Source organism: Ottowia beijingensis, from assembly GCF_042680925.1.
GTDB classification, from domain to species: domain Bacteria; phylum Pseudomonadota; class Gammaproteobacteria; order Burkholderiales; family Burkholderiaceae_C; genus Ottowia; species Ottowia beijingensis.
The window spans coordinates 12,059-36,900 of sequence record NZ_JBHUEP010000017.1 but is presented as its reverse complement, the minus strand read 5'-3'; the positions used below and the strand labels follow the sequence as shown (position 1 = coordinate 36,900).

The 24,842-nt window shown below is 67.7% G+C and carries 26 protein-coding genes, 1 tRNA gene and 1 riboswitch; of the genes, 9 read left to right on the top strand and 18 right to left on the bottom strand.

The features are described 5' to 3' along the window. Positions 1-97: 97 nt before the first annotated feature. The 5 genes from ACFSCU_RS18020 to thiC all read right to left on the bottom strand — a co-directional run bounded on the left by ACFSCU_RS18020 (position 98) and on the right by thiC (position 6,418). The gene (locus tag ACFSCU_RS18020; RefSeq protein WP_180551586.1) at positions 98-1,954 is read right to left on the bottom strand and encodes a bifunctional hydroxymethylpyrimidine kinase/phosphomethylpyrimidine kinase; all 1,857 of its coding nucleotides are present in this window, start codon (positions 1,952-1,954) and stop codon (positions 98-100) included. Positions 1,955-1,956: 2 nt separating this feature from the next. Continuing rightward, positions 1,957-2,778: a thiazole synthase gene (locus ACFSCU_RS18015; RefSeq protein WP_377561314.1), complete on the bottom strand. Its 822-nt coding sequence runs from the start codon at positions 2,776-2,778 to the stop codon at positions 1,957-1,959. A 47-nt stretch (positions 2,779-2,825) separates the two neighbouring features. Further along, positions 2,826-3,077, bottom strand: coding sequence for a sulfur carrier protein ThiS (thiS, locus tag ACFSCU_RS18010; protein ID WP_180551588.1), 252 nt, complete (start codon positions 3,075-3,077; stop codon positions 2,826-2,828). Positions 3,078-3,091: 14 nt separating this feature from the next. Then, a complete protein-coding gene (locus ACFSCU_RS18005) occupies positions 3,092-4,438 on the bottom strand; it encodes an FAD-dependent oxidoreductase (RefSeq protein WP_377561313.1) in 1,347 nt (448 codons plus the stop codon). A gap of 99 nt (positions 4,439-4,537) precedes the next feature. Then, positions 4,538-6,418, bottom strand: a complete 1,881-nt coding sequence (thiC, locus tag ACFSCU_RS18000; RefSeq protein ID WP_377561312.1) for a phosphomethylpyrimidine synthase ThiC — start codon at positions 6,416-6,418, stop codon at positions 4,538-4,540. 76 nt (positions 6,419-6,494) lie between these two features. After that, positions 6,495-6,603: riboswitch (TPP riboswitch) on the bottom strand. Between the two features lie 29 nt (positions 6,604-6,632). Between thiC and ACFSCU_RS17995 the strand changes: the two genes are divergently transcribed. Together ACFSCU_RS17995 and ACFSCU_RS17990 are read left to right on the top strand one after the other, a co-directional pair. Then, positions 6,633-7,019 (top strand): hypothetical protein, encoded by a 387-nt coding sequence (locus ACFSCU_RS17995; protein WP_180551592.1) that lies wholly within the window; start codon positions 6,633-6,635, stop codon positions 7,017-7,019. Positions 7,020-7,085: 66 nt separating this feature from the next. Further along, a tRNA-Asn gene (locus tag ACFSCU_RS17990) sits at positions 7,086-7,161 on the top strand. A 153-nt stretch (positions 7,162-7,314) separates the two neighbouring features. Here ACFSCU_RS17990 and ACFSCU_RS17985 read toward each other — a convergent pair. Then, entirely contained in the window at positions 7,315-7,701 is a 387-nt protein-coding gene (locus ACFSCU_RS17985) for a hypothetical protein (protein ID WP_180551593.1), read from the bottom strand. Positions 7,702-7,812: 111 nt separating this feature from the next. Between ACFSCU_RS17985 and ACFSCU_RS17980 the strand changes: the two genes are divergently transcribed. The 4 genes from ACFSCU_RS17980 to ACFSCU_RS17965 are packed head-to-tail and all read left to right on the top strand — an operon-like array spanning position 7,813 to position 16,273. Further along, positions 7,813-8,514 (top strand): class I SAM-dependent methyltransferase, encoded by a 702-nt coding sequence (locus ACFSCU_RS17980; RefSeq protein WP_180551594.1) that lies wholly within the window; start codon positions 7,813-7,815, stop codon positions 8,512-8,514. Next, positions 8,511-10,157 carry a hypothetical protein gene (locus ACFSCU_RS17975; RefSeq protein ID WP_377561311.1) on the top strand — a complete coding sequence of 549 codons (1,647 nt, stop codon included), beginning with the start codon at positions 8,511-8,513 and terminating at the stop codon, positions 10,155-10,157. Before ACFSCU_RS17980 ends, ACFSCU_RS17975 begins: the two co-directional genes overlap by 4 nt. Before the next feature lie 15 nt (positions 10,158-10,172). After that, a complete protein-coding gene (locus ACFSCU_RS17970) occupies positions 10,173-15,743 on the top strand; it encodes an LPD38 domain-containing protein (RefSeq protein WP_377561310.1) in 5,571 nt (1,856 codons plus the stop codon). After that, positions 15,740-16,273 (top strand): hypothetical protein, encoded by a 534-nt coding sequence (locus tag ACFSCU_RS17965; protein WP_180551600.1) that lies wholly within the window; start codon positions 15,740-15,742, stop codon positions 16,271-16,273. Before ACFSCU_RS17970 ends, ACFSCU_RS17965 begins: the two co-directional genes overlap by 4 nt. A 375-nt stretch (positions 16,274-16,648) precedes the next feature. Here ACFSCU_RS17965 and ACFSCU_RS17960 read toward each other — a convergent pair whose 3' ends face one another. Beyond that, positions 16,649-17,191 (bottom strand): hypothetical protein, encoded by a 543-nt coding sequence (locus ACFSCU_RS17960; RefSeq protein ID WP_180551601.1) that lies wholly within the window; start codon positions 17,189-17,191, stop codon positions 16,649-16,651. A gap of 52 nt (positions 17,192-17,243) precedes the next feature. Then, positions 17,244-17,480 (bottom strand): hypothetical protein, encoded by a 237-nt coding sequence (locus ACFSCU_RS17955; RefSeq protein WP_377561309.1) that lies wholly within the window; start codon positions 17,478-17,480, stop codon positions 17,244-17,246. 108 nt (positions 17,481-17,588) lie between these two features. Here ACFSCU_RS17955 and ACFSCU_RS17950 point away from each other — a divergent pair, with 108 nt between their 5' ends. Beyond that, positions 17,589-17,888 (top strand): type II toxin-antitoxin system RelE/ParE family toxin, encoded by a 300-nt coding sequence (locus ACFSCU_RS17950; protein WP_180551602.1) that lies wholly within the window; start codon positions 17,589-17,591, stop codon positions 17,886-17,888. A 2-nt stretch (positions 17,889-17,890) separates the two neighbouring features. Continuing rightward, positions 17,891-18,190, top strand: coding sequence for an addiction module antidote protein (locus tag ACFSCU_RS17945; RefSeq protein ID WP_180549143.1), 300 nt, complete (start codon positions 17,891-17,893; stop codon positions 18,188-18,190). 87 nt (positions 18,191-18,277) lie between these two features. Here the strand turns inward: ACFSCU_RS17945 and ACFSCU_RS17940 are convergent, their stop codons facing one another. From ACFSCU_RS17940 to ACFSCU_RS17895, 10 genes are read right to left on the bottom strand one after another with little or no spacing between them, the layout of a single operon-like run. Further along, positions 18,278-18,544 carry a hypothetical protein gene (locus ACFSCU_RS17940; protein ID WP_180551603.1) on the bottom strand — a complete coding sequence of 89 codons (267 nt, stop codon included), beginning with the start codon at positions 18,542-18,544 and terminating at the stop codon, positions 18,278-18,280. A 14-nt stretch (positions 18,545-18,558) separates the two neighbouring features. Further along, positions 18,559-18,906 (bottom strand): hypothetical protein, encoded by a 348-nt coding sequence (locus ACFSCU_RS17935; protein ID WP_180551604.1) that lies wholly within the window; start codon positions 18,904-18,906, stop codon positions 18,559-18,561. Further along, entirely contained in the window at positions 18,903-19,238 is a 336-nt protein-coding gene (locus ACFSCU_RS17930; RefSeq protein ID WP_377561308.1) for a hypothetical protein, read from the bottom strand. The genes ACFSCU_RS17935 and ACFSCU_RS17930 overlap by 4 nt, the downstream gene beginning before the upstream one ends. Positions 19,239-19,254: 16 nt before the next feature. Next, positions 19,255-19,650: a single-stranded DNA-binding protein gene (locus tag ACFSCU_RS17925; protein ID WP_180549147.1), complete on the bottom strand. Its 396-nt coding sequence runs from the start codon at positions 19,648-19,650 to the stop codon at positions 19,255-19,257. Continuing rightward, complete coding sequence (locus ACFSCU_RS17920) at positions 19,647-20,060, bottom strand: putative PDDEXK endonuclease (RefSeq protein WP_377561307.1); 414 nt, start codon at positions 20,058-20,060, stop codon at positions 19,647-19,649. The genes ACFSCU_RS17925 and ACFSCU_RS17920 overlap by 4 nt, the downstream gene beginning before the upstream one ends. Then, positions 20,057-20,209: a hypothetical protein gene (locus ACFSCU_RS17915; RefSeq protein ID WP_377561306.1), complete on the bottom strand. Its 153-nt coding sequence runs from the start codon at positions 20,207-20,209 to the stop codon at positions 20,057-20,059. Before ACFSCU_RS17915 ends, ACFSCU_RS17920 begins: the two co-directional genes overlap by 4 nt. A gap of 41 nt (positions 20,210-20,250) precedes the next feature. Further along, complete coding sequence (locus ACFSCU_RS17910; protein WP_377561305.1) at positions 20,251-22,428, bottom strand: AAA family ATPase; 2,178 nt, start codon at positions 22,426-22,428, stop codon at positions 20,251-20,253. Then, entirely contained in the window at positions 22,425-22,682 is a 258-nt protein-coding gene (locus tag ACFSCU_RS17905; RefSeq protein ID WP_377561304.1) for a RidA family protein, read from the bottom strand. The genes ACFSCU_RS17910 and ACFSCU_RS17905 overlap by 4 nt, the downstream gene beginning before the upstream one ends. Next, positions 22,679-22,948: a hypothetical protein gene (locus tag ACFSCU_RS17900; RefSeq protein ID WP_377561303.1), complete on the bottom strand. Its 270-nt coding sequence runs from the start codon at positions 22,946-22,948 to the stop codon at positions 22,679-22,681. The genes ACFSCU_RS17905 and ACFSCU_RS17900 overlap by 4 nt, the downstream gene beginning before the upstream one ends. Positions 22,949-22,961: 13 nt before the next feature. Next, entirely contained in the window at positions 22,962-23,264 is a 303-nt protein-coding gene (locus ACFSCU_RS17895) for a MerR family transcriptional regulator (protein ID WP_180549154.1), read from the bottom strand. Between the two features lie 298 nt (positions 23,265-23,562). Between ACFSCU_RS17895 and ACFSCU_RS17890 the strand changes: the two genes are divergently transcribed. Next, positions 23,563-24,761 (top strand): IS3 family transposase gene (locus ACFSCU_RS17890; protein ID WP_377561302.1). Its coding sequence is split into 2 segments (ribosomal slippage): positions 23,563-23,830 and positions 23,830-24,761, totalling 1,200 coding nucleotides; the frame shifts between segments, so codons are not numbered across the junction. Positions 24,762-24,842 lie beyond the last annotated feature (81 nt).

The following is a 24,842-nucleotide window of genomic DNA, read 5'->3' as shown; positions in this document are numbered from 1 at the left end:
AATGGCCTCCAGCGCCCGTCACACAAGCGCGAGCAGCTATGTTAAAAAGAGCAACCGGCAGCGCTGCCCTGACCTGCCGCATCGTGACACAACGCGCTCACGCCGTCACGTGCAGCGACGGGTGCGGCCACGCCGGCACCGGCAGGCGCGGTGCGGCGCGGCCGGCCTGCAGTGCCACCTGCCACGCGGGCAGGGTCTGCGCCGGGTCGTCGCCCAGCCCGCGCACCACGCACACGCCGCTGGCGCCGCTTTGGGCCGCCTGCGCGGCCTGGGCATGGTCCAGGATGCCGCCGATGGCGACCACCGGCACGCCGGCCATGTGCACCCACCAGGCCAGGTTGTCCAGCCCCTGCGGCACCCAGGGCATGGCCTTGGTCAGCGTGGGCCACACCGGGCCGCACGCCACATACCAGGGGCTGAGGCTGCGGGCGCGTGCCAGCTCCCACAGGCTGTGGCTGCTGATGCCCAGCGGCAGCAGCGTGGCAGCCAGTTCGGCGCGGCCGGCGTCGCCCAGGGCGAGCAGGTCTTCCTGCCCTAGATGGATCGCCAGGCCTTGCCGGTTGCCCGCGGCCACCTTGGCGGCCAGCCGCCAGTGATCATTGACCACCAGCGTGGCGCCCGCCCCGCGGCACGCGGCGAGCGATTGCGCGATGGATTCACGCAGCGCGGCGTGCCAGGCGGCGTCGGGGGCGTCGGGCGTCTTGATGCGCAATTGCACCGTCTGCACACCCGCTTGCACCACCTGCTGCACGCGCTCGGCGCTGTCGACGATGGCGTACAGGCCGATGTCGGCGTTTTCAGATGAAATCGGTCTGCAGCGCGCGTCCATCAATCGCAAGCAGCTATCAAAATCAAAGCTCTCAGACCAGGACATGAAGGGTATCAGCGCCGGCTCGGTGGCAAAGCCCGCGCGCGCCGCCACCGGGCCCGCGCCCTGCCCGGCCGCATAGCCGTGGCGCAGCGCGTGCGTGGTGGCCATCTTGGCCAGCACCAGCGCGTCGGCGAGCACGAAGCCGCGCGCCAGCGCGCACGCCGCGCTGGTGGCAAAGGTGCAGCCGGTGCCGTGCGTCTGCGGTGTGTCGATGCGTGGCAGCGCCAGCCAGCCGTTGGCGTGTGGGGTGTCGATCCAGTCGAGCGACCAGCCGGGTGCATCGGCGCTGTCGCCGCCGGTGAGGGCGACGGCCTGGGCGCCGGTGGCGCGCAGGGCGGCTGAAAGCGTGGGGATGGCGGTGCGGGAGGGTGGCGATGACGGCTCGCCCCTCACCCCAACCCTCTCCCCAGAGGGGCGAGGGAGAAAATCACCCGTGCTGCCGGCGGCGTCATGCCGGCCCGAACCGCCTGCTGGTGTGTGCGCCAAGCGCTGGCTGCTCCCAGGCGCCTGCGCCGTCTTGCTCCCTCGCCCCTCTGGGGAGAGGGCTGGGGTGAGGGGCCGCGCCGCATCCTGCCGCAAGGCCACGATCAACCGCCTTGCCTCGCGCCCATTTGGCGTGACCACAGTCGCGCGCGGCAGCAACAGTTCGACATAGGCGCGCAGCACCGCCTCATCGGCGAACGCCGCGCCGGTACTGGCGCCCAGCACCGGGTCCACCACCAGCGCCACGCGGGGATCGCGCGCGCGCAGGCGGTCGATCCAGCGCGCCACCACCGCCACGTTCTCGGCGCTGCCCAGCAGCCCGGTCTTGACGGCAGCGGGCGGCATGTCGTCGGCCAGCGCGGCCAGCTGCGCGTCGAGCAGTTCGGGCGACACGGGCTCGACGCGCGCCACGCCCACCGAGTTTTGCGCCGTGACCGCCGCGACCACCGGGCACAGGTGCACACCGAAGGCCTCGGCCGCGCGCTGGTCGGCACTCAGGCCCGCGCCGCCGCCCGAATCGTTGCCGGCGATGCTCCAGATAATCGGTTTAGCTACGGATTCAGGAGCTGCTGGCGCAAGCAGATCGAGCGCTGAGGGCATATTCAATTGATGAGAAACGGATTGCCAGTGACCGGCGTCGTCGCCACCGCGAAGTCCTGCTTGGCCATCACGCCGGCCCGGTAGGCCGTGCGCCCCGCCTCGATGGCCTGGCGGAACGCTCCTGCCATGCGCACCGGGTCGCTGGCCTGGCTGACGGCGCTGTTGAGCAGCACCGCGTCGTAACCCATCTCCATCGCCTGCGCGGCGTGGCTGGGCGCGCCGATGCCGGCGTCGATGATCAGCGGCACATCGGGCAGGCGCTCGCGCAGCAGCCGCAGCGCGAAGGGGTTGACCAGGCCCTGCCCCGAGCCGATGGGCGCGCCCCAGGGCATCAGCAGCGGGCAGCCGGCATCGAGCAGGCGCTTGCACGTCACCAGGTCGTCGGTGCAGTACGGGAACACGGTGAAGCCGTCCCTGGCGAGCTGGCGCGCGGCCTCGACCAGTTCCACCGGGTCGGGCTGCAGCGTGTATTCGTCGCCCACCACCTCCAGCTTCACCCAGGGCGTGTCGTACAGCTCGCGCGCCATGTGGGCCAGCTGCACCGCCTCGCGCGCCGTCGTGCAGCCGGCGGTGTTGGGCAGCAGCCGCGCGCCGTGCGTGGCCATCGCCGCACGGATGATCTCGACAAAGCTGTTGTCGCCCGCGGCGGCCAGCTGGCGCTTCAGCCCTACGGTGACGATCTGCGCGCCCGAGGCGGCGATCGCATCGGCCAGCACCTGCGGCGAAGGGTAGCCGGCGGTGCCAAGGAGGAAGCGGCTGGCGAGGGTCACGTCACCCACCATCCACGAATCGGCCGCAGCACCCTTGTTCATCACATCACTCATGGTTCCACTTTCTCACCACAACCTGCGCGTCGGTCTGCTGCGCCCACTCATCCACCCACGATCGGTTGAAACAGCAGCACGGTGTCACCTTCCGCCAGAACCCGGTCACGCGCCGTGCGCGCCACAAAGGCGCCATTGACCGCCGTGCTGACCGCCTGCGGTGCATGGCCCAGCGCGGCCACCAGCTCCGCCAGTGTGGTGCCGGCCGGCACATGCTTCGGCTGGTCATCCAGCTGAATCGTGACGCCCTTGGCCGATGCCTCGACCGGAGCACTCGTGCTTTTATCAAACGATTTCATGCCGCAACCCCCGTCTATACTGCGCTGGAAGCTTCGATTTCAGGAGCAACCTCTTCCGCTGCACACCAACCCGTCTGCCGCAGCGCCTGCTCCACCAGCGCTGGCGCCAGCAGCCAGCCGTGGCGGAACAAGCCGTTGATGGTGAGCTTGCGGCCCTGCCAGTCGACCAAAGGATTGTTGTCGGGCAGCGCGGGGCGCAGGTTGACGTCCATCTTCAGGATGCGCGCCTCGGCCAGCGCCGGCACCACGCTGTGCGCGGCGGCCAGCAGTTCGACCGCGCTGCGCAGGCTGACGGGCGAGCGGTCTTCGCTCTCGATCTCGCTGGCACCGACCAGCACGTCGCGCGCCGTGCGCGGCACGACGTAGACGCGGTGGCGCGGATGCAGCAGCCGCACCGGGCGCGTGAGGCCATGGCCGGGGCAGTCGAGCCAGATCACTTCGCCGCGGACGCCGCGGACGGCTGAGGCGTCGCATGGCGAGGCGATCGACTCCCTCCCCCGCTGGGGGAGGGTTGGGGTGGGGGCTGACCGGGCTTCCACCTCAACAGTGACCGGCCCCTCACCCCGACCCTCTCCCCAGAGGGGCGAGGGAGAAACAGCCGACTCACGGATGTCCTCTTTGGCTCCCTCTTCCGCCTGCGGGAGAGGGCTGGGGTGAGGGTGCGCCGCCTTGGCCCCCACGCCGCGCACATCGATCACCACATCGAAGGCCAGTACGCGCCCATCGGCCAGGCGCAGCGTGCCGCCGCCCTCGCCCCCATCAACGGCGAGCACGCGGGTGCCCCAATGCCAATCGACATCCTTCGCGCCATCGTGCAGCGCCGCCATCGCGGCCACGGTGTCGATCTGCCCCTCGCCCGGCAGCAGCCAAGCGTGCGCGGGGCCTTGCACCGATGGCTCCAGCGCGCGCAGCGCTGCCAGGTCGAGCGGCTGCACGCCCTCGCGCGGGCTGGCCGCTTGCCACTCGGGCGTGGCGGTGGCCGCCTTCAGCCGGTCCAGCACGCGCTGCGCGGCACCCAGGTCGGCGCGGTGCGCCAGCATCAGGCTGCCTTCGGCCCTGACCAGTTCCGGGCGCCCCAGTTGCGCGGCGATCTGCCGCCACAAGGCAATCGAGCGCCAGCCCAGCGCAGCCACGGCGGGCTCGGCGTTGTCCAGTTCGGACAGCGGGCTGAGCATGCCCGCCGCCGTGAACGCCGCCGCCGTGGGCACGTAGGGATCGGGCGCCTGGCTGCGCGCGACGGGCTGCGCGCTGCTCGACGGGTCGAACACGCTGACGCGATGCCCCGCCCGGGACAACTGCCAAGCCAGCAGCCGACCCAGCAGGCCGGCACCGGCGATGCCCATGTGCAAGGCTTTGCTCATGAATAGCTACTTCTCTTATAGCTGCTTGCGCTAGATAGATAAGGCTGGAGGCCTGTTTCTTCCATCGAGCTTATCTTGGCTGAAGTGCGCTTCGCCAGATCAAGCCTTGTTGATCGGGATGTAAAACTCCCCACCCTTCGCCGCAAACTCCTTCGACTTCTCGTCCATCCCGCGCTGCAGCGCCTCCTGCTCGCTCACACCCAGGTTCGCGGCGTAGTCGCGCACGTCCTGCGTGATCTTCATCGAGCAGAACTTCGGCCCGCACATGCTGCAGAAGTGCGCGGTCTTGCTGCTGTCCTTGGGCAGCGTCTCGTCGTGGAAGTCGCGCGCCGTGTCCGGGTCCAGGCCCAGGTTGAACTGGTCTTCCCAGCGGAATTCGAAGCGCGCCTTGCTGATCGCGTCGTCGCGCGCGCGGGCGCTGGGGTGGCCCTTGGCGACGTCGGCGGCGTGGGCGGCGATCTTGTAGGCGATGATGCCCTGCTTGACGTCGTCGCGATCCGGCAGGCCCAGGTGCTCCTTGGGCGTGACGTAGCACAGCATCGACGTGCCCATCCAGCCGATCATGGCGGCGCCGATGGCGCTGGCGATGTGGTCGTAGCCGGGCGCGATGTCGATGGTGAGCGGGCCCAGGGTGTAGAACGGCGCCTCGTGGCAGTGCTTGAGCTGCTCCGTCATGTTCTCCTGGATCATGTGCATGGGCACGTGGCCGGGGCCTTCAATCATGGTCTGCACGTCGTGCTTCCAGGCGATCTGCGTCAGCTCGCCCAGCGTGCGCAGTTCGGCGAACTGGGCCTCGTCATTCGCGTCCGATGCGCAGCCGGGCCGCAGGCCGTCGCCGAGACTGAAGCTCACGTCATACGCCTTCATGATCTCGCAGATCTCCTCGAAGTGCGTGTAGAGGAAGCTCTCCTGGTGGTGCGCGATGCACCACTTGGCCATGATCGAGCCGCCGCGGCTGACGATGCCCGTCACACGGTCGGCCGTCAGGTGGATGAACGGCAGGCGCACGCCGGCGTGGATGGTGAAGTAGTCCACGCCCTGCTCGGCCTGCTCGATCAGCGTATCGCGGAAGATCGCCCAGTTCAGGTCTTCGGCAATGCCGCCCACCTTCTCCAGCGCCTGGTAGATCGGCACGGTGCCGATCGGCACGGGCGAGTTGCGGATGATCCAGTCGCGTGTGGTGTGGATGTACTTGCCGGTTGAAAGGTCCATCACCGTGTCGCCGCCCCAGCGGATCGACCACACCAGCTTCTCAACCTCTTCCTCGATACTGCTGGTGACGGCCGAGTTGCCAATGTTGGCATTGATCTTCACGCGGAAGTTGCGGCCGATGATCATCGGCTCGATCTCCGGGTGGTTGATGTTGGCCGGAATGATGGCGCGGCCACGCGCCACTTCATCGCGCACGAATTCGGGCGTGATGACCTCGGGCATCACGGCGCCCATGGGGTTGCCGCGGCGGCGCGCCTCGCGCTTCGGGTCGCCCAGGTGCTCGCGTGCCCACTCCAGCCGGCCGTTTTCGCGCAGGGCGATGTATTCCATCTCGGGCGTGACGATGCCTTGGCGCGCGTAGTGCATCTGCGTGACGTTGGCGCCAGCCTTGGCGCGACGCGGCTGGCGCTGCAGGCCGGCGGCTTCGCGCCGCAGTTGCTCGATGCGTTCGCTGTCGCGCGCATCGTGCTTGCCGCCGTCGTCCAGGATGTGCGCCAGCCGGCCTTCGTAGCTTTCCGTATCGCCGCGCTCGTCGATCCATGCCTGCCGCAGTGCCGGCAAGCCGCGCCGCACGTCGATGGCGGCCTGCGGATCGGTGTAGGGCCCCGAGGTGTCGTACACGCTGGCCTGAGCACCATTGGTCAGGCGGATGTCGCGCACCGGCACGCGGATGTCCGGCCGCGTGCCTTCGAGATACGTCTTGGTCGAGGCGGGAAACGGCTCGCGCGTGAGCGTGAGCAACTGGGCGAATTTATCGGGGGCGTTCATCGGCAGTCTCCTGTGGCGTCTGTATGCAAAGACTCCGGGCTGCCTGTTGCGCATTCGGCCTCATGCCGAGGTGATGCGCTGAAGGTGCTGCTCTTCCTTACGCCGGTGCTAACCGGATCAAGTTGACGGGTTCGGCTGCGGTCAGCCATCTCAGCTCGCGTGTGCGGGCACCCCGGAGTGTGTTGCCCATAATAGCGCGAAAAGGAGATTCGACATGACCGCTTTTCGCCCTGCCCTTGCTGCGGCCTTGACTGCATTGCTGCTTGCTGCCTGTGCAACCGATGGCCGCACGCCCTACTCCTACAGTGGCACGCTAGGCGATGCGCAACGCGACGCCACGCAAGCCTTGCGTGGCCATCCGCAGGCGCGCACCATCTATCGCGAAGGCCCCGTCACGGGGCGCGAAGGCGATCTCTCGCCCGAAGAATCGGCGCGCCAGGAAGCCATCACCTACTGTTCCAGCGTTGCCATGTCCGCACGCACACTCGATGTGCGCAAGGAACGCCTGCCAGCGCGCGGCGGCCTGCAGGGCCGCGCCAATCTGGCCACCGAATACGAACGCGTGGCCCTCACCTTCGTCTGCGAACGCGGCCAGCCTTGAACGCACGCCAAGAAATTTTTCAGCGCGCTCGAATGCCGTGAAATTCGGGCTATAATGCAAGGCTATTCCCCGATAGCTCAGTCGGTAGAGCGACGGACTGTTAATCCGCAGGTCCCTGGTTCGAGCCCAGGTCGGGGAGCCACATAAGGCAAGGAAAGCCCGCTATGCAAACGCTAGCGGGCTTTTTCTTTTGGGCCTCGCCGTTGCCGTATGGTTGCCGTTTGCAGTCGGGTAGGGCGGCCTGGATGCGGCCCTGCGGCGTTACAAATTGGCCGAACCGCCGGCGATGCTGGGTTCAGTCCACGTACTTGATGACCTGGTAGCGAACCTTCTTGTTGTTCAGGGCGTACATCATCCCGCCGATCGGCATCACGCCGCCAAAGCTGCTTTCGCTGGCCATCTGGATCGCGGCATGCCCGCCCTGCTTCTTCACCTCGCTGGCGACGGCGCTGCGCAGGATGTCGTTGTCGCCCCACCCCTCCCCGACTTCGGCCTCGGCCACCCCGATGATGGTGTACTTGCGGGGCGGCGCGCCATTCGCCCAGAAATCCACCCCGTCGGCTACTACCTTTGAGCCGCCCTGTCCCTCGTGCAGGTTGTTCTTGCCTTCATAGGCTTGATAGTTCACCGTGGCGCATCCGGCGAGGACGGCGGCGAGCAATAGCACGACAAGCTTCTTCATGACACTTCCTCCGGGTAGTTGTGTGCGCGCAATCGTAACCGCGAGTGACGCCAGCCCGGGGGTTTCGCGCAAATCGCCCGGTTTCCGTATCCAGCATGGCCCACTACGGGCATGCTTTCGATCGCCGACCACGCCTGCATCCTTGACGCCGCCACGCCGCACATAGTCATCGAGCGCGGCGTGCGCCTGCTTCACATCTGGAAGCTGGCCGAAACCGATGCCGAGCATTGCGCGATCCTGCTCGACCACCTGAACCCGCCGCCGGGCGCGCGCATCCTGGACGCCGGCTGTGGCGTGGGCGAAGTGGCGCGCCTGATGCGCGAGCAGCGGCCCGACCTGCATTTCACGCTGCTGAACATCAGCCAGGCCCAGCTTGACCTGGCGCCGGCTGGCATGCCCCAGCTGCTGGCCAGCTTCGACGACATCCCGACGCCGGATGAGTCGTTCGATGCCGTGATGTTCAACCACGCCATCTGCCACGCCGCCGACTGGCTCACCACATTCCGGGAAGCCGCGCGCGTGCTTCGTCCGGGCGGCCGGGTGCTGATCTACGACATGGAGCGCCAGCACGGCGACAACCACCTGCTGGCCCACCACACCCACTCGACGGCCTGGCCATGGCAGCAGACGCGCGACACCGCAGCCCTGGCCGGGCTCGACCTCGTGGGCGTATGGTTCCCCGAGCCGGTCGACACCCCGCTTCTTCGCTTGATGGGCGACGAGGCTTTCTACACCACCGTTTTCAACGGCGTGCGGCCCATGGTGATGGTGCTGGCGCGCGACGACTCTACGAACCAAGGAGCGCAACCATGAGCCGACGGGCAAACCTCAGCTTTCTCACTGGCCTGATCGACGGCGGCCTCAAGGGCTACCACCTGGGCCGGCAGATTCAGCAGAATCAGGCCGCCGACGCGGCGCTATCCGCCAAGCCCGAGCAATCGCAGGGCTACACCGCCGAGGACGGCAAGCGCATCGAGGCGCTGGCCAACGCCAAGGACGCCGAGGGCCAGCCGCTGTACACCATCGGCACCGACGACGCCGGCAATTACACCGCGACGCCGAACCTGGCCGGCGGTGGCATGCAGGGCGCCGGCATCCTGCCCAGCCAGGTCGTGCAGCGCCAGACCGTCACCGACTTCATGGGCACCCGCCATGCCGGCGAGCTGTCCGAGCGTGAGGTGTCCGGCCTGCGCGCGCGCAAGCTGATCGAGGCAGGCGCCATGAGCGACCCGCTGCGCGCTGCCGCGGCCGGCGTGCAACTGGACCAGGCCGAGCGCCTTCGGGCCAAGGAGGATCGAGAGGAAGCCGACCGCCAGCGCCTGGCTGCCGCCGTGCGTGCAGACCGCGGCGGGATGCCCAGCAGCGCCACCGCAGGCGCCCCGGCCGCGAGCACCTTCACGCCGGGCGGCCCCTTGCCAGGCGCCGCAGTCGGCGGCGCTGCCCAGCCAGGCCCTGCCAGCCAAGGGGTGCAAGACAGCGCCCTGACCAACTATCTGCAAACCAGCACGCCGCGGGTGGTCGACGAGTTGCTGCGGCAGGGAAAGATTGACCAGGCCAAGGCCTATCAGACCTTCATCGACACGGAACAGGGCCGCAAGTACGCCCAAGCCTGGACCGACGGCGTGCGCCGCTTCTCGTTCGGCGACACCAATGGCGCGCTCAAGTCCTTCGAAGGTTTGTACAACAGCCAGCTGGCGCGTGATGGTCAGAGCGTGCGCCTGACGCCGGGCAAGGAAGCCGGCGCCATGGTGGTGACGATGTTCGGCCCGAAGGGCGAGGAGCTGGGCGCCCAAACGCTCAAGACCGACGACTTGCTGTCCCAGGCCGCGATCTACATGGCGCCGCATGAGGCGGTGAAGCACTTCGCCGAGCGCAACGCCAAGCGCGAGGACAGCGCCGCACTGCTGGAACGCCAGACCACGCTCGAAACCCAGCGCCAGGATGGCCGCGCCGCTGCTGATGATCGCCGCGATGCCCGCACAGACCGGCAGATCGCCGCCGCCGATGCCCGCGCGCAGCGCACCATCGACGCCGCCGACCAGCGCCTGACCCGCACGCTCGACGCGAAGGGCAACCCGAACGCCAAGCCCCTGACTGTCACCCAGCAGCGCACAAACCTGGAAATCGACGCCGCGCGCGAGTACATCAGCGGCATGGACCCAGACGAAATCCGCCGGCGCACCGCCAAGACCACGAACACCGGCCGCGAGAACCCGGACTATGACCCCGCCCTGGCGCGCCAGGCTGGACTGGCTGCGCGCCGCAAGATCGGCGAGGACGATCAGTTCGACGGCGCCCAGCGCCCGCCGCCCAAGTCGCCGGCCGAGCTGCGCAAGGAAGTCACCGCCCGCTTCAACACCGACCGGACGATGAACAAATACCGGCTGGGCAAGGACACCGACAAGGGCACGGAAGTGCTCGACGCGCGCGGCAAGCTCGTGGGCTACTACCGCTGATCGGGGGGGGGCGCCATGGGATTCACCCCGCTTGCCGAGATCGAGGACGCCGACACCGCCACGGCGGCGGCGGTCGCAGCAGACCCCGAGCGCCGCGGCTTCGTGCCGCTGGCCGAGGCACAGGCAGCCGCGCCGTCCGCCACCGAGCCCGCACAGGGCTTCGTGCCGCTGGCGCAGGCCGAGCCCCAGCCCGCCGAGCCGGACAAACCATCGCCCGCCACCGCTGGCGTGCTGCGCACCGTCCTGCTGAATAACCCGCTGACGGCCATCGGGGAGGCGGGGCTGAACCTGCTGTCGATGGGCGCAGCCCAGCCGATCGCCGGGTGGGCGGGCCTGGCCACCGAGGCAGCGCACCAGGTCGGACTGACCGACAAGCGCGGCGCCGACGTGGTGCAGTCGGTCGGCGAGGCGCTGACCTACCAGCCGCGTGGCGAGATGGGCCAGCAGGCCGCCGGCATCGTCGCCTATCCGTTCGAGAAGCTGGCGCAGGGCGCCGGTTGGGTCGGCAACAAGACCCTGGACGCCACCGGCAGCCCACTGGCCGCCACGGCGGTCGATACCACGATTCAGGCGCTGCCGATGGCGCTGCCCGGGCTGGTGGGCAAGCGGGGTGGGCGCCCAGCTGCACGGCCGGCACCCGAGGCCCCCACCAGCTACCAAACCTTTCGCCGCACACTGGAATCCGGCGGCCGGGCGACGGCCAAGAACCCGAGCAGCACGGCGCTGGGGCCGGACCAGTTCATCGAGGGCACATGGCTGCGCACCGTGGAGCAGGCGTCACCGGATTGGGCCAAGGGGCTGAACCGGGCTGAACTGCTGGAACTGCGCACCGACCCCGCCAAGTCGGCGCAGATGGCGCGCGTACTGGACGCGAACAACGCCGCCGCGCTGCGCTCGCAGGGCGTCGAAGTCAACAACCACACCCTGTACGCGGCGCACCACTTCGGGCCTCATGCTGCCATCCGCATGGCGCAGGCGGCGCCCGACACGCCCATGGCGTCGATCCTCAGCAAGCAGCAGATGGCGGCCAACCGCTACCTGAAGGGCAGGACCGTCGCCGACACCCTGGCCCATTGGGATCGCCGAGCCGGTGTTCCGGTGCAGGCGGTGCAGGCCGGCCAGCGCAGCGGTTTCGTGCCGATCGATGAGGCTCAGCCGCTGGCCACCCAGCCGCGCACGCCGCGCGTGGCCGATGCGGTCATGGATGGCCCCGACGCGCTGCCGCCTGCCGCGCTGGCGCCCGACGCCGTGCTGCCGGATGCGCCGCCCGCAGTGGACCCACTGCCCGCCAAGCTGACACCCGAGCAGCGCGGCGTGGACGTGATCGCACGCAACCTGGCCGACAGCATCGACGCTGCCACGCCCGAGCCCATGCAGCGGGTCGATAGCTACCGCGGCGAGGCCGCCCGCGTGCGCGCCGCTGCCGACGAGATGGACGCCCGGGGCGTGCCCGACGTGGCCACCGCCTACCGCGCCGCCGCTGATGCGCTGGAGCAGCGCGCCACGCTGGTGGCCGACGGCGTGCACGACGGCATCACCGCCACCTCGCACGTCCAGCTGCTGGACAGCAACCCGCGCTACGCGGAACTGATGCGCCAGGACGGCATGACGCCGAAGCTGGCGCGCCAGCTGCTGGCCGAGGAAACCGCTGGCCCGCGCTCGCCGGCCGGCACGATGCTGCCCGACGACCCGACCATCAGCGAACGTGCACGCCGTACCGACTCGGGCTCCTGGGTCGCGCAGGACCGGCTGGGCAACGACCTGCCCGGCTCACCCCAGTTCGACAACCCCGGCGCCGCCGCCCGCTGGGGCAAGCTGAAAGGGCTGGGGCTCGATGAACAGGCCGACGCGCTGGTGCGCCAGCCGGCGCGCGCCGCCCCCGGCGGCCAGGCCCGGGCCATGCGCCTGGCCGAGATCGACAACCAGCTGACCCGTCTTGAGCAGGCGCTCGACCCCGAAGGCGTGGGGCTGGCGCGCACCACGCAAGGAGCAGACCATGCCATCCCGCCGCGAGTTGAACATCTGGCGCGACATCAAGAAGCGCTGCTACATCCCGACCAGCAAGTACTATCGCCACTACGGGGCCAAGGGCGTGACGATGTGCCCGCAATGGCGGGCGAGCTTCGCCCAGTTCCTGCGCGACATGGGGCCGGCGCCCAGCCCAGACCATTGGCTGGTGCGCAAGGACACGGCGGGCGACTACTGCCCGACGAACTGCGAATGGGCGCCGCCCAGCCGGCAGATGGCGCGGCGCAACTGCGCCAGGCTGGTGCAGGTGGATGGGCAGACGATGCTGCTGTCCGAGGCCGCGCGCTTGCCGGGGATGCCGTCGCGGGCGACCATCAAGCGCCGGCTGGCCAAGGGGCTGCCGCTGCGCAATCCACCCGCCACGCCCTGAACGATGGCGAGGTGCTGCCGCGCGATGGCACCGTCAACATGGGACCGGGCGCGAATTACGTCGGCCTGATCGATGACAGTCCGACGCGTGCCGGCGTGCCCGGCAGCGGCCTGGTCGACGCCGGCAGCGGTGGCGGAAAGCGAGCGAAGCCGATCCGGCGCGAGGACATTCTGATCCCCTTCGCCAAGGCGCTGGACACCAATATCTACACCGGCCGCGTCAAGGGCAAGAAAACCCTCGGCACCTTCAAGACCGACACCGAAACCGTGCGCGTGAAGCGTCACGCTGACCTTGAGGTGGCCGCGCACGAGATCGCGCACCTGATCGATGGGCGCGTGCCCAAGGTGCGCCAGGCGTGGCTGAAAGGCCCCGAGGCCAAGGCCATCAACAAGGAGCTGCGCGCGATCAGCTACGACAACGGCAAGGTTTTCGAGGGCTTCGCCGAGTACGTGCGCCTGTACCTGACCCAGCCCGACGCCGCCATGGCCAAGGCGCCCACCTTCTCGCGCTGGTTCGACGACTTCGTGCAGACGCACAAGTACGGCCCGGCCATCAAGAAGGCGCAGCGCGAAATGGGCGACTGGTTCGCACAGGACGCGCTCGACCGCGCCCGCAGCAAGATCGGCATGCACCGCCCGCTGTCGGACGCCATGGACACTCGCCGGGACGCCTTCCGGCAAGCCGTCTTTGACGACCTGCACGGCGTCTACCGCATGGAGCGCGAGCTGTCGGGCGGCAAGATCGCCCCGGTTGGCCCCTACGAATCGGCCCGGCTGGCGCGGGCGTCGGCCAGCATCGCCGACGGTTCGTTGCGCTTCGGCGCGCCGGTGAAGAACGCCGACGGCTCGTTCTCCTGGAAAGGCCAGGGGTTGGAGGACATCCTGAAGCCCATCGCCGGCAGCCTGGACGACGGCCTGCTGTACTTCGTCGGCAAGTCGGCGGATGAGCTGATGAAGCAGGGCCGGGAGCACCTGTTCACGCGCGGCGAGATCGACGCCATGCTGCGCCTGAAGCGCCCGGAGTACGACAAGGCGTTCGCCGAGTACCAGAAGTGGAACAGCGGCATCCTGGACTTCGCCGAGGCGCAGGGCGTCATCAACCCCGAGGCGCGCGCGCAGTGGCAGCGCACCCAATACATGCCGTTCCACCGCATCGGCCAGCCTGGCCAGGGCCGCGCCAAGCCGGGCGACTGGTCGGGCGTGAAGGCGCTCACCGGCGGCACCGAGAACCTGCGCGACATCCTCAGCAACATGACCGCCAACGCCGCCATGCTGATCGACAAGGCGGTGAAGAACGAGGCGCGGGTGAAGATCGCCAACCTGGCCGAGAAGGAAGGCGCTGGCGGTGGCCGCTTCATGACCCGCATCCCGCCCGAGTCGCGGCCGGTGCACGTCACCAAGGACGCCATGATCGACGGCATGGCCAAGGCCATGGGGCTGGACAAGGCCGACCCGCAGGCCAAGGCGCTGATCGACGGCCTGCGCCAGACGCTGGATGATGCGCCCGGCCTGATCGACGTGCTGCAAACCAACATCCCGCCGGCCGGCAGCAACGTGGTGGCCGTGCTCAGGAACGGCAAGCCGACCTGGTACGAGGTCGGCGATCCGATCCTGCTGCGCGCGCTGGAAAGCATCGACCGCAAGGCCATGCCCACGGTGATGAAGTGGCTGAGCCTGCCCAAGCGCGTGGGTCAGACCACGATCACGCTGACGCCCGACTTCATGATGGCCAACATCGCGCGCGACACGATACAGGCCGGCGTGATGAGCCGCGCCGGCTTCCGGCCCGTGGTGGACAGCATCCGCGGCATGAAGATACGCCTGACCAATGACCCGGTTTACAAGGACTTCATCGCCAACGGTGGCGGCCTGTCCTCGATCTACCTGGATGAGGGGCGCTTTCGGGCCAAGCTGGAGAAGTTCTACGCCGGCAAGGGCATCGACCATCGCACGGTGCTGAACACCCCTGACAAGGTGCTCGGCTTCGTTGAAACGCTGGCAGACGCCTTCGAGTCCAGCACCCGCCTGGGCGAGTACAGCCGCGCGATCAAGGCCGGCGAGCACCCGCGCCACGCCGCCTACCTGGGGCGCGAGGTCAGCGCGGACTTTGCCATGCGCGGCGACAGCCAGGCGCTGGGCTTCCTGACCGACACGGTGATGTTCCTGCGCCCGGCGCTCACGTCGTTCGACCGCCTTGGCCGCGGCCTGGCACACGATCCGAACCGCGCCGCCATCGCCACCAAGGCCGGTGTTCTGTCGCTGATGAGTTCGGCGCTGTACCTGCTCAACCGGGACAACCCCAAGTACCAGGACCTGCCCGACTGGGACAAGGACGGGCATTGGCATTTCTTTGTCGGTGACCAGCATTTCCGCTACCCCAAGATTTGGGAGATCGGCGCCATGTCCTCCCTCGCCGAGCGCACGACGGCGGCGATCGTGGACGCCGACCCGCAAGGCACTGGCGGCCACTTCGCCCGCATCCTGGGCGCGACCTTCAACCTGAACTACACCCCGCAGATCATCGCGCCGCTGGTGGAGCAGGCCACCAACCGCAGCGGCTTCACCAAGGCGCCCATCGAGACGCCGGGCATGGAGAACATGCAGCCGTTCATGCGCGCCAAGCCGCACACCAGCGAAACCCTTCGCGCGCTCGGCATGGCCACGGCCGAACTGCCCGAGTGGGCGCAGGTGAACCCGGCGCGCACCGAGGCCCTGTTGCGCGGCTACTTCAACACCTGGGCGATGTACGGGCTGCAACTGAGCGACGAGGCGTTCTTTGGCGACAAGCTGCCGACCAAGCGCCTGGACGAATTGCCGGTGCTGCGCCGCTTCTACGCCGACGAGCCGGCCCGGCGCACCCGGTACGAAACCGAGTTCTACGACATGCTGAACGAGGCGCAGCGCCTGCGCGGCACCCTGCGCGAACTCGATCGGCTGGGAGAAAAGCCGCTGGCCGACGCCAAGGAAAGGCACCCCATGGCCGAGGAAGCCTCGCCGCTGGAGGCCGCCGGCAAGGAGCTGGCCGGCATCAACAAGGAAATGCGCGACGTGCGCCGCTCCGACGCACTGTCGCCCGACGAGAAGCGCCAGAAGCTCGATGACCTGATCCGCCAGCGCAATGCGCACCTGAAGGCCACGGTGGAGGCCGCCCGCAAAGCCCAGAAGGCAAGAAAGGAAGAAACCCCATGAGCAAGTTCGTCACCTACGCGCACCAGGCCATGGCCGCGTGCGGCTTCGCCGTGCTGTCGCCGGAAGTCGCGGCCACCGTGCGGCCGGACCTGTTTCACAGCGGCATGGAGGCCAGCGGCTCGCTCGGCGAGGCCAACCAGCACCGGCACTTCCACGGCATGCGCGGCGTCACCCGCCTGCAAGCCGAGCTGGCCGGCCTGGCGCATCCCACCGTCACCGTCATCACGCGCAGCATGGATGACCTGGAGCGCCGCATCCAGCAGGTGACGGGCTTCAAGGTGCTTAGCATCGGGCCTGAGCCGGTGGCAGTGCCCAAGGCCGCGCCCCATCCGACGACGATTGCTGCCGAAAATCTGGCCGTAGCGCGCATGGCCAAGCTGCGCGCGCTGGCGGCGCAGGAACTGCCGTCCTACGGCTGCACGCTGCGCACGGAGATCACCCGGGCGCGGCAGGAGCTGGCGCGGCTGGGTGAGGCGGACGGCGTGGGGTTTGTGCCGGCGTGGAGGGGTCGGGTGGAATCGTCCTCCTGAGAAAACCTGAGATTCCGGACGGCGGCAGGCGAATCGTCCTGTTAAGGAAAGTCATGGTTTGCCGCCGCCGGGGTGATTCGTCCGGTTGAAAAAAGTTGAGATTCACGGTCCGGGCGGACGAATCGTTTCGGGGCGTTGAACCACAAGGGCGGGTCGGGGAAGGCGGTGCACTTTGTGCGCCGTGGCGGCGAGAGATACCCGGGATTCCGGGTATCTGAATACTAAGGTTCTACTACGGTCAGCGCGATCGGGGCGGACGAATCAGCGGCCCCGGAACGTCAAGGTTCTGACAAGGGTACGGGCGCTAGGGCGGACGATTCTGCACCCATGAAAAAGCCCGCCGGGTGGCGGGCCTGGGGCTCGTGCTGATGATGGTCAGGCTGCTGCGGCCTGTTCCCGCACACTGACCAGCACATGCTCATGTGCGCGCCGCCACACCTGTTCTGGCTCCATGTCGGGATGCTCAGCGGAAATGGCGTCGGCGCTGGCCCCCAGCCGATCGAGCATCGGCTGGTTGCTGGCGTATGCGATGCTGCCGCCTTCCGGTGTTGCCGCCCATGCCTTCAACTGATCGAGGCTCGATTTCCACGATCTAGCTGTGTTCTTCGCGGCAGCCTGCGCCGCGCGGATGTTGGCCCGCTCCAGATACTCGTTCGCATCGACGGCCAGGGCATCGATCGCGTCCAAGAGCCCTGCGCGCATGTTGGCGCCCATGGTCATTACGCCGGGCGATTCCACCAGCAGCACCTGCGCAATCGCGCTGATGCCACGCAGGCGTGAGGCCATGGAGGCGGCTTCGTGACTGTGCAAGTCCAGGTCGTTGTCGAGCCCACAGTCATGGTTCAGCTTCCATTCGCTGTGTAGGTCGAGGACGCCGACTTTGGCTTTGGTTGCTGCGGTTACAGTCTCGGTAGCCATTGATTCACCTCATTCGTGATTGATGGTCAGGGGCCAGTTGGTGCGTCACCACCTACTGGCCCCGCCTTTTTGCCCCGCTCGATCCGCCGCGGGGCTTGGCGGTTTCCTCATCCGGCAGCCTGGCCCGGTCGATGCGCTCGCGCACCCATGGCCCGCCGCCCAACTTGTCCAACTTCGTGCGCTGCTTCTCGCTCATGCGCACCGACACAATCACCGTCGGCGACGACGCATCCAGTGGCGCGCGACCGCCGCGCCTGGTTTTCTTGTCTGTGTCGCTCGGTTCCGTCATGCTTATATCGTATGACGATTGATGATCTAGTGTCAAGCTATATCGTCATACGATAGATTCAGAAGGACGCTATTGCGTATCTGTATTCGATCGAATACAATACAGCCTATGAATTCCATCCGTCTGTTGCCCGAGTTCAGCCGTTGGCTCAGCGGATTGAGGGATCACACGGTGCGCATACGCTTGGCGCGCCGGCTGGAGAAGGCGCAGGCTGGCAACCTCGGCGACGTGGCCCCGGTGGGTGATGGCGTGATGGAAATGCGCGAGCACTTCGGCGCTGGCTGGCGCATGTACTACGTCCAGCGCGGCGCCGTGGTGATCGTGATGCTGGGCGGTGGCGACAAGTCCACCCAGCGCAAGGACATTGAAACGGCCAAGGAGCGGGCCGGAACGCTCGAAGGAGAGTGATGATGGTCAAGGTAGCCGACCTACCCGAATTCGACATGGCGCAGCATCTGGACAGTGATGAGGCCATTGCTGATTACCTGACGCTGGTGATCGAGGAAAACGACTCGGCCGCACTGGCGCAGGCGCTCGGAACGATCGCCCGGGCGCGTGGCATGAGCGAGATCGCCAGGGCGTCTGGCCTAGGTCGTGAGGCGCTGTACAAGGCACTGCGGGCCGACAGTCAGCCGCGCTTCGACACCATTTCGCGCGTGTGCCAGGCGCTCGGGGTCAAGCTGGTGGCTCAGCCTGTCGCAGCGCACTGAGGCGGCGCTTTCAGTGGAAACACCCGGGCGGCTGGTTCGCCTGGCCATCCGAGGTTTGTCCAAAGTGTGACCAAAGCGCCAGCGCAGCTATTCGGCAGCCTCCCGCATCCTCGCCCGCATCGTCCGCACCACGCGCGAGAAGCTTTCCCGGTTCATCCGCCGCACCGTGCCATTGCGCATCCGGTACACCAGCTCGCGGCTCTCCATGTCGAAAGGCTCGAAGCCCTCGACACCCAGGGGCAGCGCGTTGCGCACGAGGAAGAACCAGGCGCGCTTCGGTGGATCGTCGGGCCGGTTGGCCAGGTACTGACTCAGCCAGACGGCGACAGGCGAGTAATTGGTGCGGGTGGTCATGGTGGTGTGCTCCTTCAATGCTGGGCTGGTTCCAGCTCCTCAAGTTCCCATTGGCCGATCGTGCTGTCCAGTTGGTAGATGAGCGCGTGGGTTTCGCAGTAGGCGTCGTCAAGATGGCTGTCCAGCCGGTCAATGGCACGCCGCACGAACTGGGTGATCTGCACCGCGCGCGGGTGTGGTGAGCCGTCAGGCGTGGGCGGCAAGGTGCGCAACTCGTCCAGGCGCTCCAGGATCGCCTCAGAACCGACTTTGGCGATGCGAAGCTGGGCAGCCCCATCCGTCAGCTTCAAAACCGCCTGACGCGCCAGTACGACGGCCTGGTGAGCGCGCTCGCATCCCAGGGGATCGGTGCAGCTACTCATGGGCGCTTCCTCGCGGCTTTCTGGCCTTCCGGGGTGAGCCGGTACCTCATGTTGCGGGTGTTCCGCGGATCGCTGCGGCTGGCCTCGATGTGGCCGCGCGCGAGCAGCAGCGTCAGCGCCCAGTGGAAACTCGACCGGGTGGGCACGCCCACGGCCAACTGGCGGTAGGCCCACCACTCAGCCGGCGCCGTCGCCATCTTGCGCAGGACGTGATGCGTGGCCGATCCGACCTGCACGCTGCCGGGCGGCTTTGGGTTGAAGGCGGCCCTTCTCGCTTCCTGCGCCGTCGTCGCGCCGCCCGTCTGGGCAAGCTGGCGCAGCATCCAATCCATGCTCATGGGGTGCCTTTCAGAAAGGCATGACGTCGTCGGGCAGGTACCCGGCCGCTGCGGGTGCGCGCTGCGGTGGCGTGTCCTTGTCCTTGGCGACTGCCTGGCGCTTTCTGGTGACGTGGTACGGCGTGAGCACCGCATGCGCCTGCAGGTTCAGGCTGGGGCGCGCGTTGCCGGTGTTGTCCGTCCAGGTGCCTACGGTGAGCGCGCCTGAAACCGCAGTGCTGTCGCCATCGCCAAGCGCCATGAGCGCATCGCAGGCGGTGCGGCTGAACGCGATCACGTTGATGAACTGGCCTTCGCCCTGGCCATCGGCCGCGCGAATCTTGGCGGTGACGTAGGGCTGACCGGTCTTGCCGGTGCGCTGCTGGACCTGGCCGAACAGCTTGCCGGCGACGAGTGCATCGATCATGGGGTGGTTTCCTGGTTGGTGGTGGTCAGGGTTTCGCGGAACACGGCGGCCCAGGCTTTGGGCGAGCCTTCGGCCGTCCATTCGTAGCCGCGCCACATGGCAGCGGTCTGCATGGTCAGGTTGACGGACAGCGGCCACACGGCGCGCCAGGCGTCACGGTCCTGGCGGAACAGCAGCAGCGGGATGCCGCCGTGCCGTTCGGCCTGGGCGGCGGCCTGTGCCCACCAGCCGGCGATCAGGGCGCGGGAGGCGCGGGCATGGCGCTTCACCTCCACGCACCAGCCGGGCAGGCCTTCCAGGTCGGAATCCCCATCGTGCTGGCGCACGCGGCGGCGCACGTCGCAGCCGGTCAGTTCGGCCAGCAGGGCGGCAATCTCGCGCTCGCCCACCTTGCCTTTGGTGCGGCTCATGGCGCCCATGGATCGATCTCCTGTGCGGGGTAGGCGCGCTCGAAGTGCTCCAGCAGGGCAGCGTGGTGCTCGGGCGGGACTTCGGCGAGCTGGCGGCGCATCTCCTGGCGAGCGGCTGGCGAGTCGCCCCAGTGATCGCAAGCACGCATGGCGGCGGCTTGAAGTCGGCGCAAAACCGACCGGGGCGCACTCATTGCCCACCCCCCTCTGCGCCTTCCTCTGCGCGCGCGCTTCCCCCCGTACCCCCCTGCGAAGTCAGCGCAGTCAGCGCAGACACTTCGCCGGGTGCGTTGACTTCGAAGTCAGCGCAAGTCAGCGCAGTCAGCGCAATGGGCTGCGGCTCGGCAAACTCGCGGCCTTGCGGTGTAAGCTCCCATACCTCTTTCTGGTGCCGGTTTTCGGCGCTGCGCATCACGCGCACCAGTTGCCCGGCCCGCTCGGCACGGCGCAGCAAGTCGAACACGTCGGCGGGCTTGATACCCCTCGGATAGCCCGGCTCGTTGCAAAGCAGCTTCGCGGCATGGGTGCGGCTTGTCGTTGCCGTGGTGACGTGCTCGCCACGCTCGGTGAATTCGGCAATCAGCCTCAGCAGGGCTTTGGTGTTCACGCGGTCGCTGATACCCTGCACCACTGGCGAAAGCGTCTGCACGGCCTGCGGTAAGCCCCCCTCGGGCCATTCCAGCGCCAGCGGCGCGCGCATCTTGCCGTGGTTGCTCTTCTGGTGCTCCAGCGTCAACGAGCCATCCTCGGCGCGGCTCATGAAAATCCGGCTGCGGGATGAGTTGTGCCACGCCGTGGAACCGCTGTAACCCTCGCCGCCTTCGGCCTTGCGTGCCCGGCTGGTGTTCTTGTCGACGTGCGCCAGCAGCAGCACGGCGGCATCGGCTTCGCGGGCAATCGCGGCCAGCGAGCGCATGAAAGCCCTCACCTGACGGCGCTGGATTTCGTCGCCGCCGTAGGCGTCCGATGCGTTGTCGATGGTGACCAGCCCGGCGCCGGTTCTGCGCACCAGCTCGCGCAGCTCGGCATAGACCGGCGTCACGTCTCCAGGCCCGCGGCCTTCACTGGCGAACAACTCCGGGTTTTCGGTGCCGTCAACGATGTGCAGTGCGCCCAGCTCGGCAGGGGAGATGCCCCAGCACTGGCAGATGTGCGCCAGCCGGTGGCGCACGATGCCGGCCCCATCCTCAAGGCTGGCAAACACCACGGGCACGGCGTCGGTGCCAGCCCCGAAAAGCTCCCGTCCTGTCGACACGGCAGCAGCCAGCATCAGGGCAACCGTCGATTTGCCGGTGCCCCCGTGCGCACCTAGCAGCGTAACCACGTTCCGCGGGCAGTAGCCATCCCACACGAAACGCGGCGGCGGGCTGGGGTTGCTGTGCACGTCGAGCACGCTGACGGGCGTCAGCAGCGGCGCGGGCGGCTCAGGAACTGCGGCAGCTTCCAGCAGCGCGGCCAGCGCTTCCAAGCCGTCACGCTGCGCCAGGTCGCCCACGTCCGAATTGGCGGGCCAGCCCTCGGGCAGCGCGGCCACGGCGGCGCCCAGCTCGCGCGCAATGGTTTCGGCGTCCGGTTCCTTGCCCACGTCGGGCACCAGCACCAGCCGGGCGGATGCATCACGCTGGCGCAACTGCGCGGCCACGCGGGACACGTTGCCCCAGCCGAAACACACCACGGCGCGATGCCCGGTCGCCTGCCAGCAAGCCCATGCAGCCCCGATACCCTCGCACACGTACAGCGGCCCGTCGCCAGTGCCGACGATGTGCGATGCGCCGGTCATCGGCGCCCCGGCCAGGTTCATCTTGGGGCCATCGGGCGGAATCAGCTGCAGGCTTTGCAGCTCGCCGGCCGGGCCATGGGCGGGGACCACCAGCGCGCCGGCCATGCTGTGCCCACCGATGCGCAGCGGGTCACCCTGGGGCAACACGCGCAGCAGATCGAGCGGCACGCCCTGGGCGGCCTTGCGCACGATGTACGCATGCTGTGCTGTAGCTGGCTCGCAGCGCGCCCACACATCGGCAGGGGTGCTACCTGGGCGCGGGGCTTTCGTGGGCGCCTGGGGCTTGCTGCGGGGCTTGGCTGGGGCTTGGCGCGTGGGCTTGGCGTCATCGCGCCAGCCGTGTTCAGTGGCCATGCGGTACAGCGTGCCGGCGCCTACGCCCTTGCCGGGCTTGAAGCTGCGCCAGGTGTCGCGCGCGGCGCGGCTGTCGTAGCTGGCGGCCTGGGCGCTCCAACTGTCGAAGGCGTCGAAGTCCAGTCCAGCCGCCTGGGCGGCCATGCCGGCGCGCACCCATTCATCGCGCGGCAGGTCGGGCGGGATGTGTCCCAGCGCCTCCCGGGCGCGATTGAGTTCGTGGGCTGCGCTCACCTCGCCGCCTCCGCAATGGAGCGCGCTTTCGTTTCAATGGCGCGCCTCGCGCCCCGCATCGCCTTCTGGCTTTTGGCGCACTTCGGGCAAACCAGATAGACAAGGCTCGGATGGGCGGGGTTGTGCGGCTTGTAGCTGCACACCAGCCAGCCGGGGGCGGGAGCGCGCATCTGGAAACAGCCCCAGCAGCGGGCCGGACGGTCATCGGCATGCAGCGCGGCGCGGACGCGATTGATCTCGGTGATGTCGTTCATCGGGCCCCCCCGATCTGCCGCAGGAACGCGCGCGCCTGCTCAATACTGTCGAACTCGCGGGCAAAGACCCAGCGGCTGACCAGGATGGTGATGAGGCCGTCGTCATCGGCGCACCAGGTCATCGCGTGGCCGGTCAGGGCGAATTCGGCTTGAAGGGTGGCCAGGGCCTTGCGCGTAGCCGTGTCCACCATGGCAGACTGGCGGGGCTCGATTGAGCATTGCTGCTTGTTCTCACCACGCCCGGCCTGCCCGCCGGGCGTTTTCATTGGGGCGTCCATGTCAGGACGCCTTGGCAAGCTGATCGAGCTTGCGCAGCACGTCGCGCGCCGCGTCCACGGTGTAGATGGAGCGCTTGCCGAGGCGCTTGGGCTTCGGAATCACGCCATCCTTGATGAAGCCGTAGAAGGCCGTACGCCCGAACGGCGTGAAGCCTGTGCGGCCTCGCTTGTCGCCGCGCGGCCGAAGGCTGAACATTTGATCTACGGCGACAAAGCCCTCTGTCGGCATCACAGCGGCGATCGGCTGGATCGGCTGCTGCGTGGGCTGTGGCCCTGCCTCGGGTGCGGTGGTCTTGGTTTCCATTGGGCGCTGTCCTAGTTCGGATGCGTTCAATGGTCACTCACAGCAATTTGGCAAAGCGGTTAAATTGCCAATTCATGGCGCGATGCTTGCGATCGAGACAGCGCTAAGTCGTTGATTTCCAATGACCTATACGAGTCAATACGATGCTGTTCGGACGGTGACAATGTGGAACTCGGAGACCTGGCTTATGTCCGCGCGTAGCGCCGCGTGAGTCCAGCCAAACGCGCTGCCTCCTGAGGTTGCCCCTGAAAACTGGAGTTCTTAACCCTTGTTGAAAATACCGACAAGGAGTTCAGAGATGAGTGACAAGCAGGTGCGTGCGCAGTACACGCGAGAGTTCAAGCAGGAGGCTGTTCGGCAGGTCCGCTCGGGTCAGGCGATTGCGGTGGTGGCCAAGGTACTGGGCATTCCCAAAGCGAGCCTGGGCAACTGGGTGCGGCTGTCAGCCAAGGGAGAATTGGACGGTGCGGGCGGTGGTGACAAGAGAATCCAAGTCTCGCCCGAGCAGATGGAGATAGCCCGGTTGCGTGCAGAGAATGCTCGCCTTCGCATGGAGCGCGACATCGCAAAAAAAGCCGCGGCGTACTTCGCGCAGGACACGCTGCGAGGTACGCCTGGATTCACCAAATGAGAAAGCTGTACCCGGTGAATGTGTCCTGCGGGGTGCTGGAGGTCAGCGCCAGCGGGTACTTCAACTGGCTGCGCCGGCGTGATTCTGGCCACGGTGGACCTGCCCGGCGTCACAGCGACGAAGCCCTGCTGGCGTACATGCGCGCCATCCACGCCGAGGTGAAGGGGGAATACGGTTGGCCACGCATGCACAAGGAACTGCTGGCCCGGGGCATCCGGGTGGGCAAGGACCGGGTGCGCAAGCTCATGCAGCAGCACGGCATCAGGGCCAAGACCAAACGCAAGTTCGTGGTGACTACCGACAGCCGCCACAGCCTGCCGGTGGCGCCCGACTTGGTACAGCGGCGCTTCAACCCCGAGGCGCCCAACCAGCTGTGCAGTGGCGACATCACCTACATCCAAACCGACGAGGGCTGGCTGTACCTGGCTGCGGTCATCGACCTGTTCAACCGTCAGGTGGTGGGTTGGAGCCTGCAGCCGCACATGCAGGCCAGCCTGGTCAAGGACGCGCTGGCCATGGCGTGGTGGCGCCGCAGGCCACCTCCTGGACTGATATTCCACAGCGACCGGGGCAGCCAGTATTGCAGCCATGAGTTCCAGGATGCCTTGAAGGACTGGGGCATGCGTTCATCGATGAGCAGAAAGGGCAACTGCTGGGACAACGCACCGACCGAGAGCTTCTGGGGCCGGCTGAAAACAGCCAGCGTACATGGGTGCAAATTCGCTACCCGTGAGCAGGCCAGGCAGGCGGTGATGGACTGGATGGCCTTCTACAATCACCGCAGGCTGCATTCGTCGCTGGGCTACCTCAGCCCGATGCAGTACGAGCAGCGCTGGTACGAGGCACAGCGTAAAAAGGCCGCGTGAACCGTGGGTTAAGAGCTACACGAAACAGGGGCAAGGTCACAGTAAGACTAACCCATCAAGAATTAAAACAGGCGGGTCATA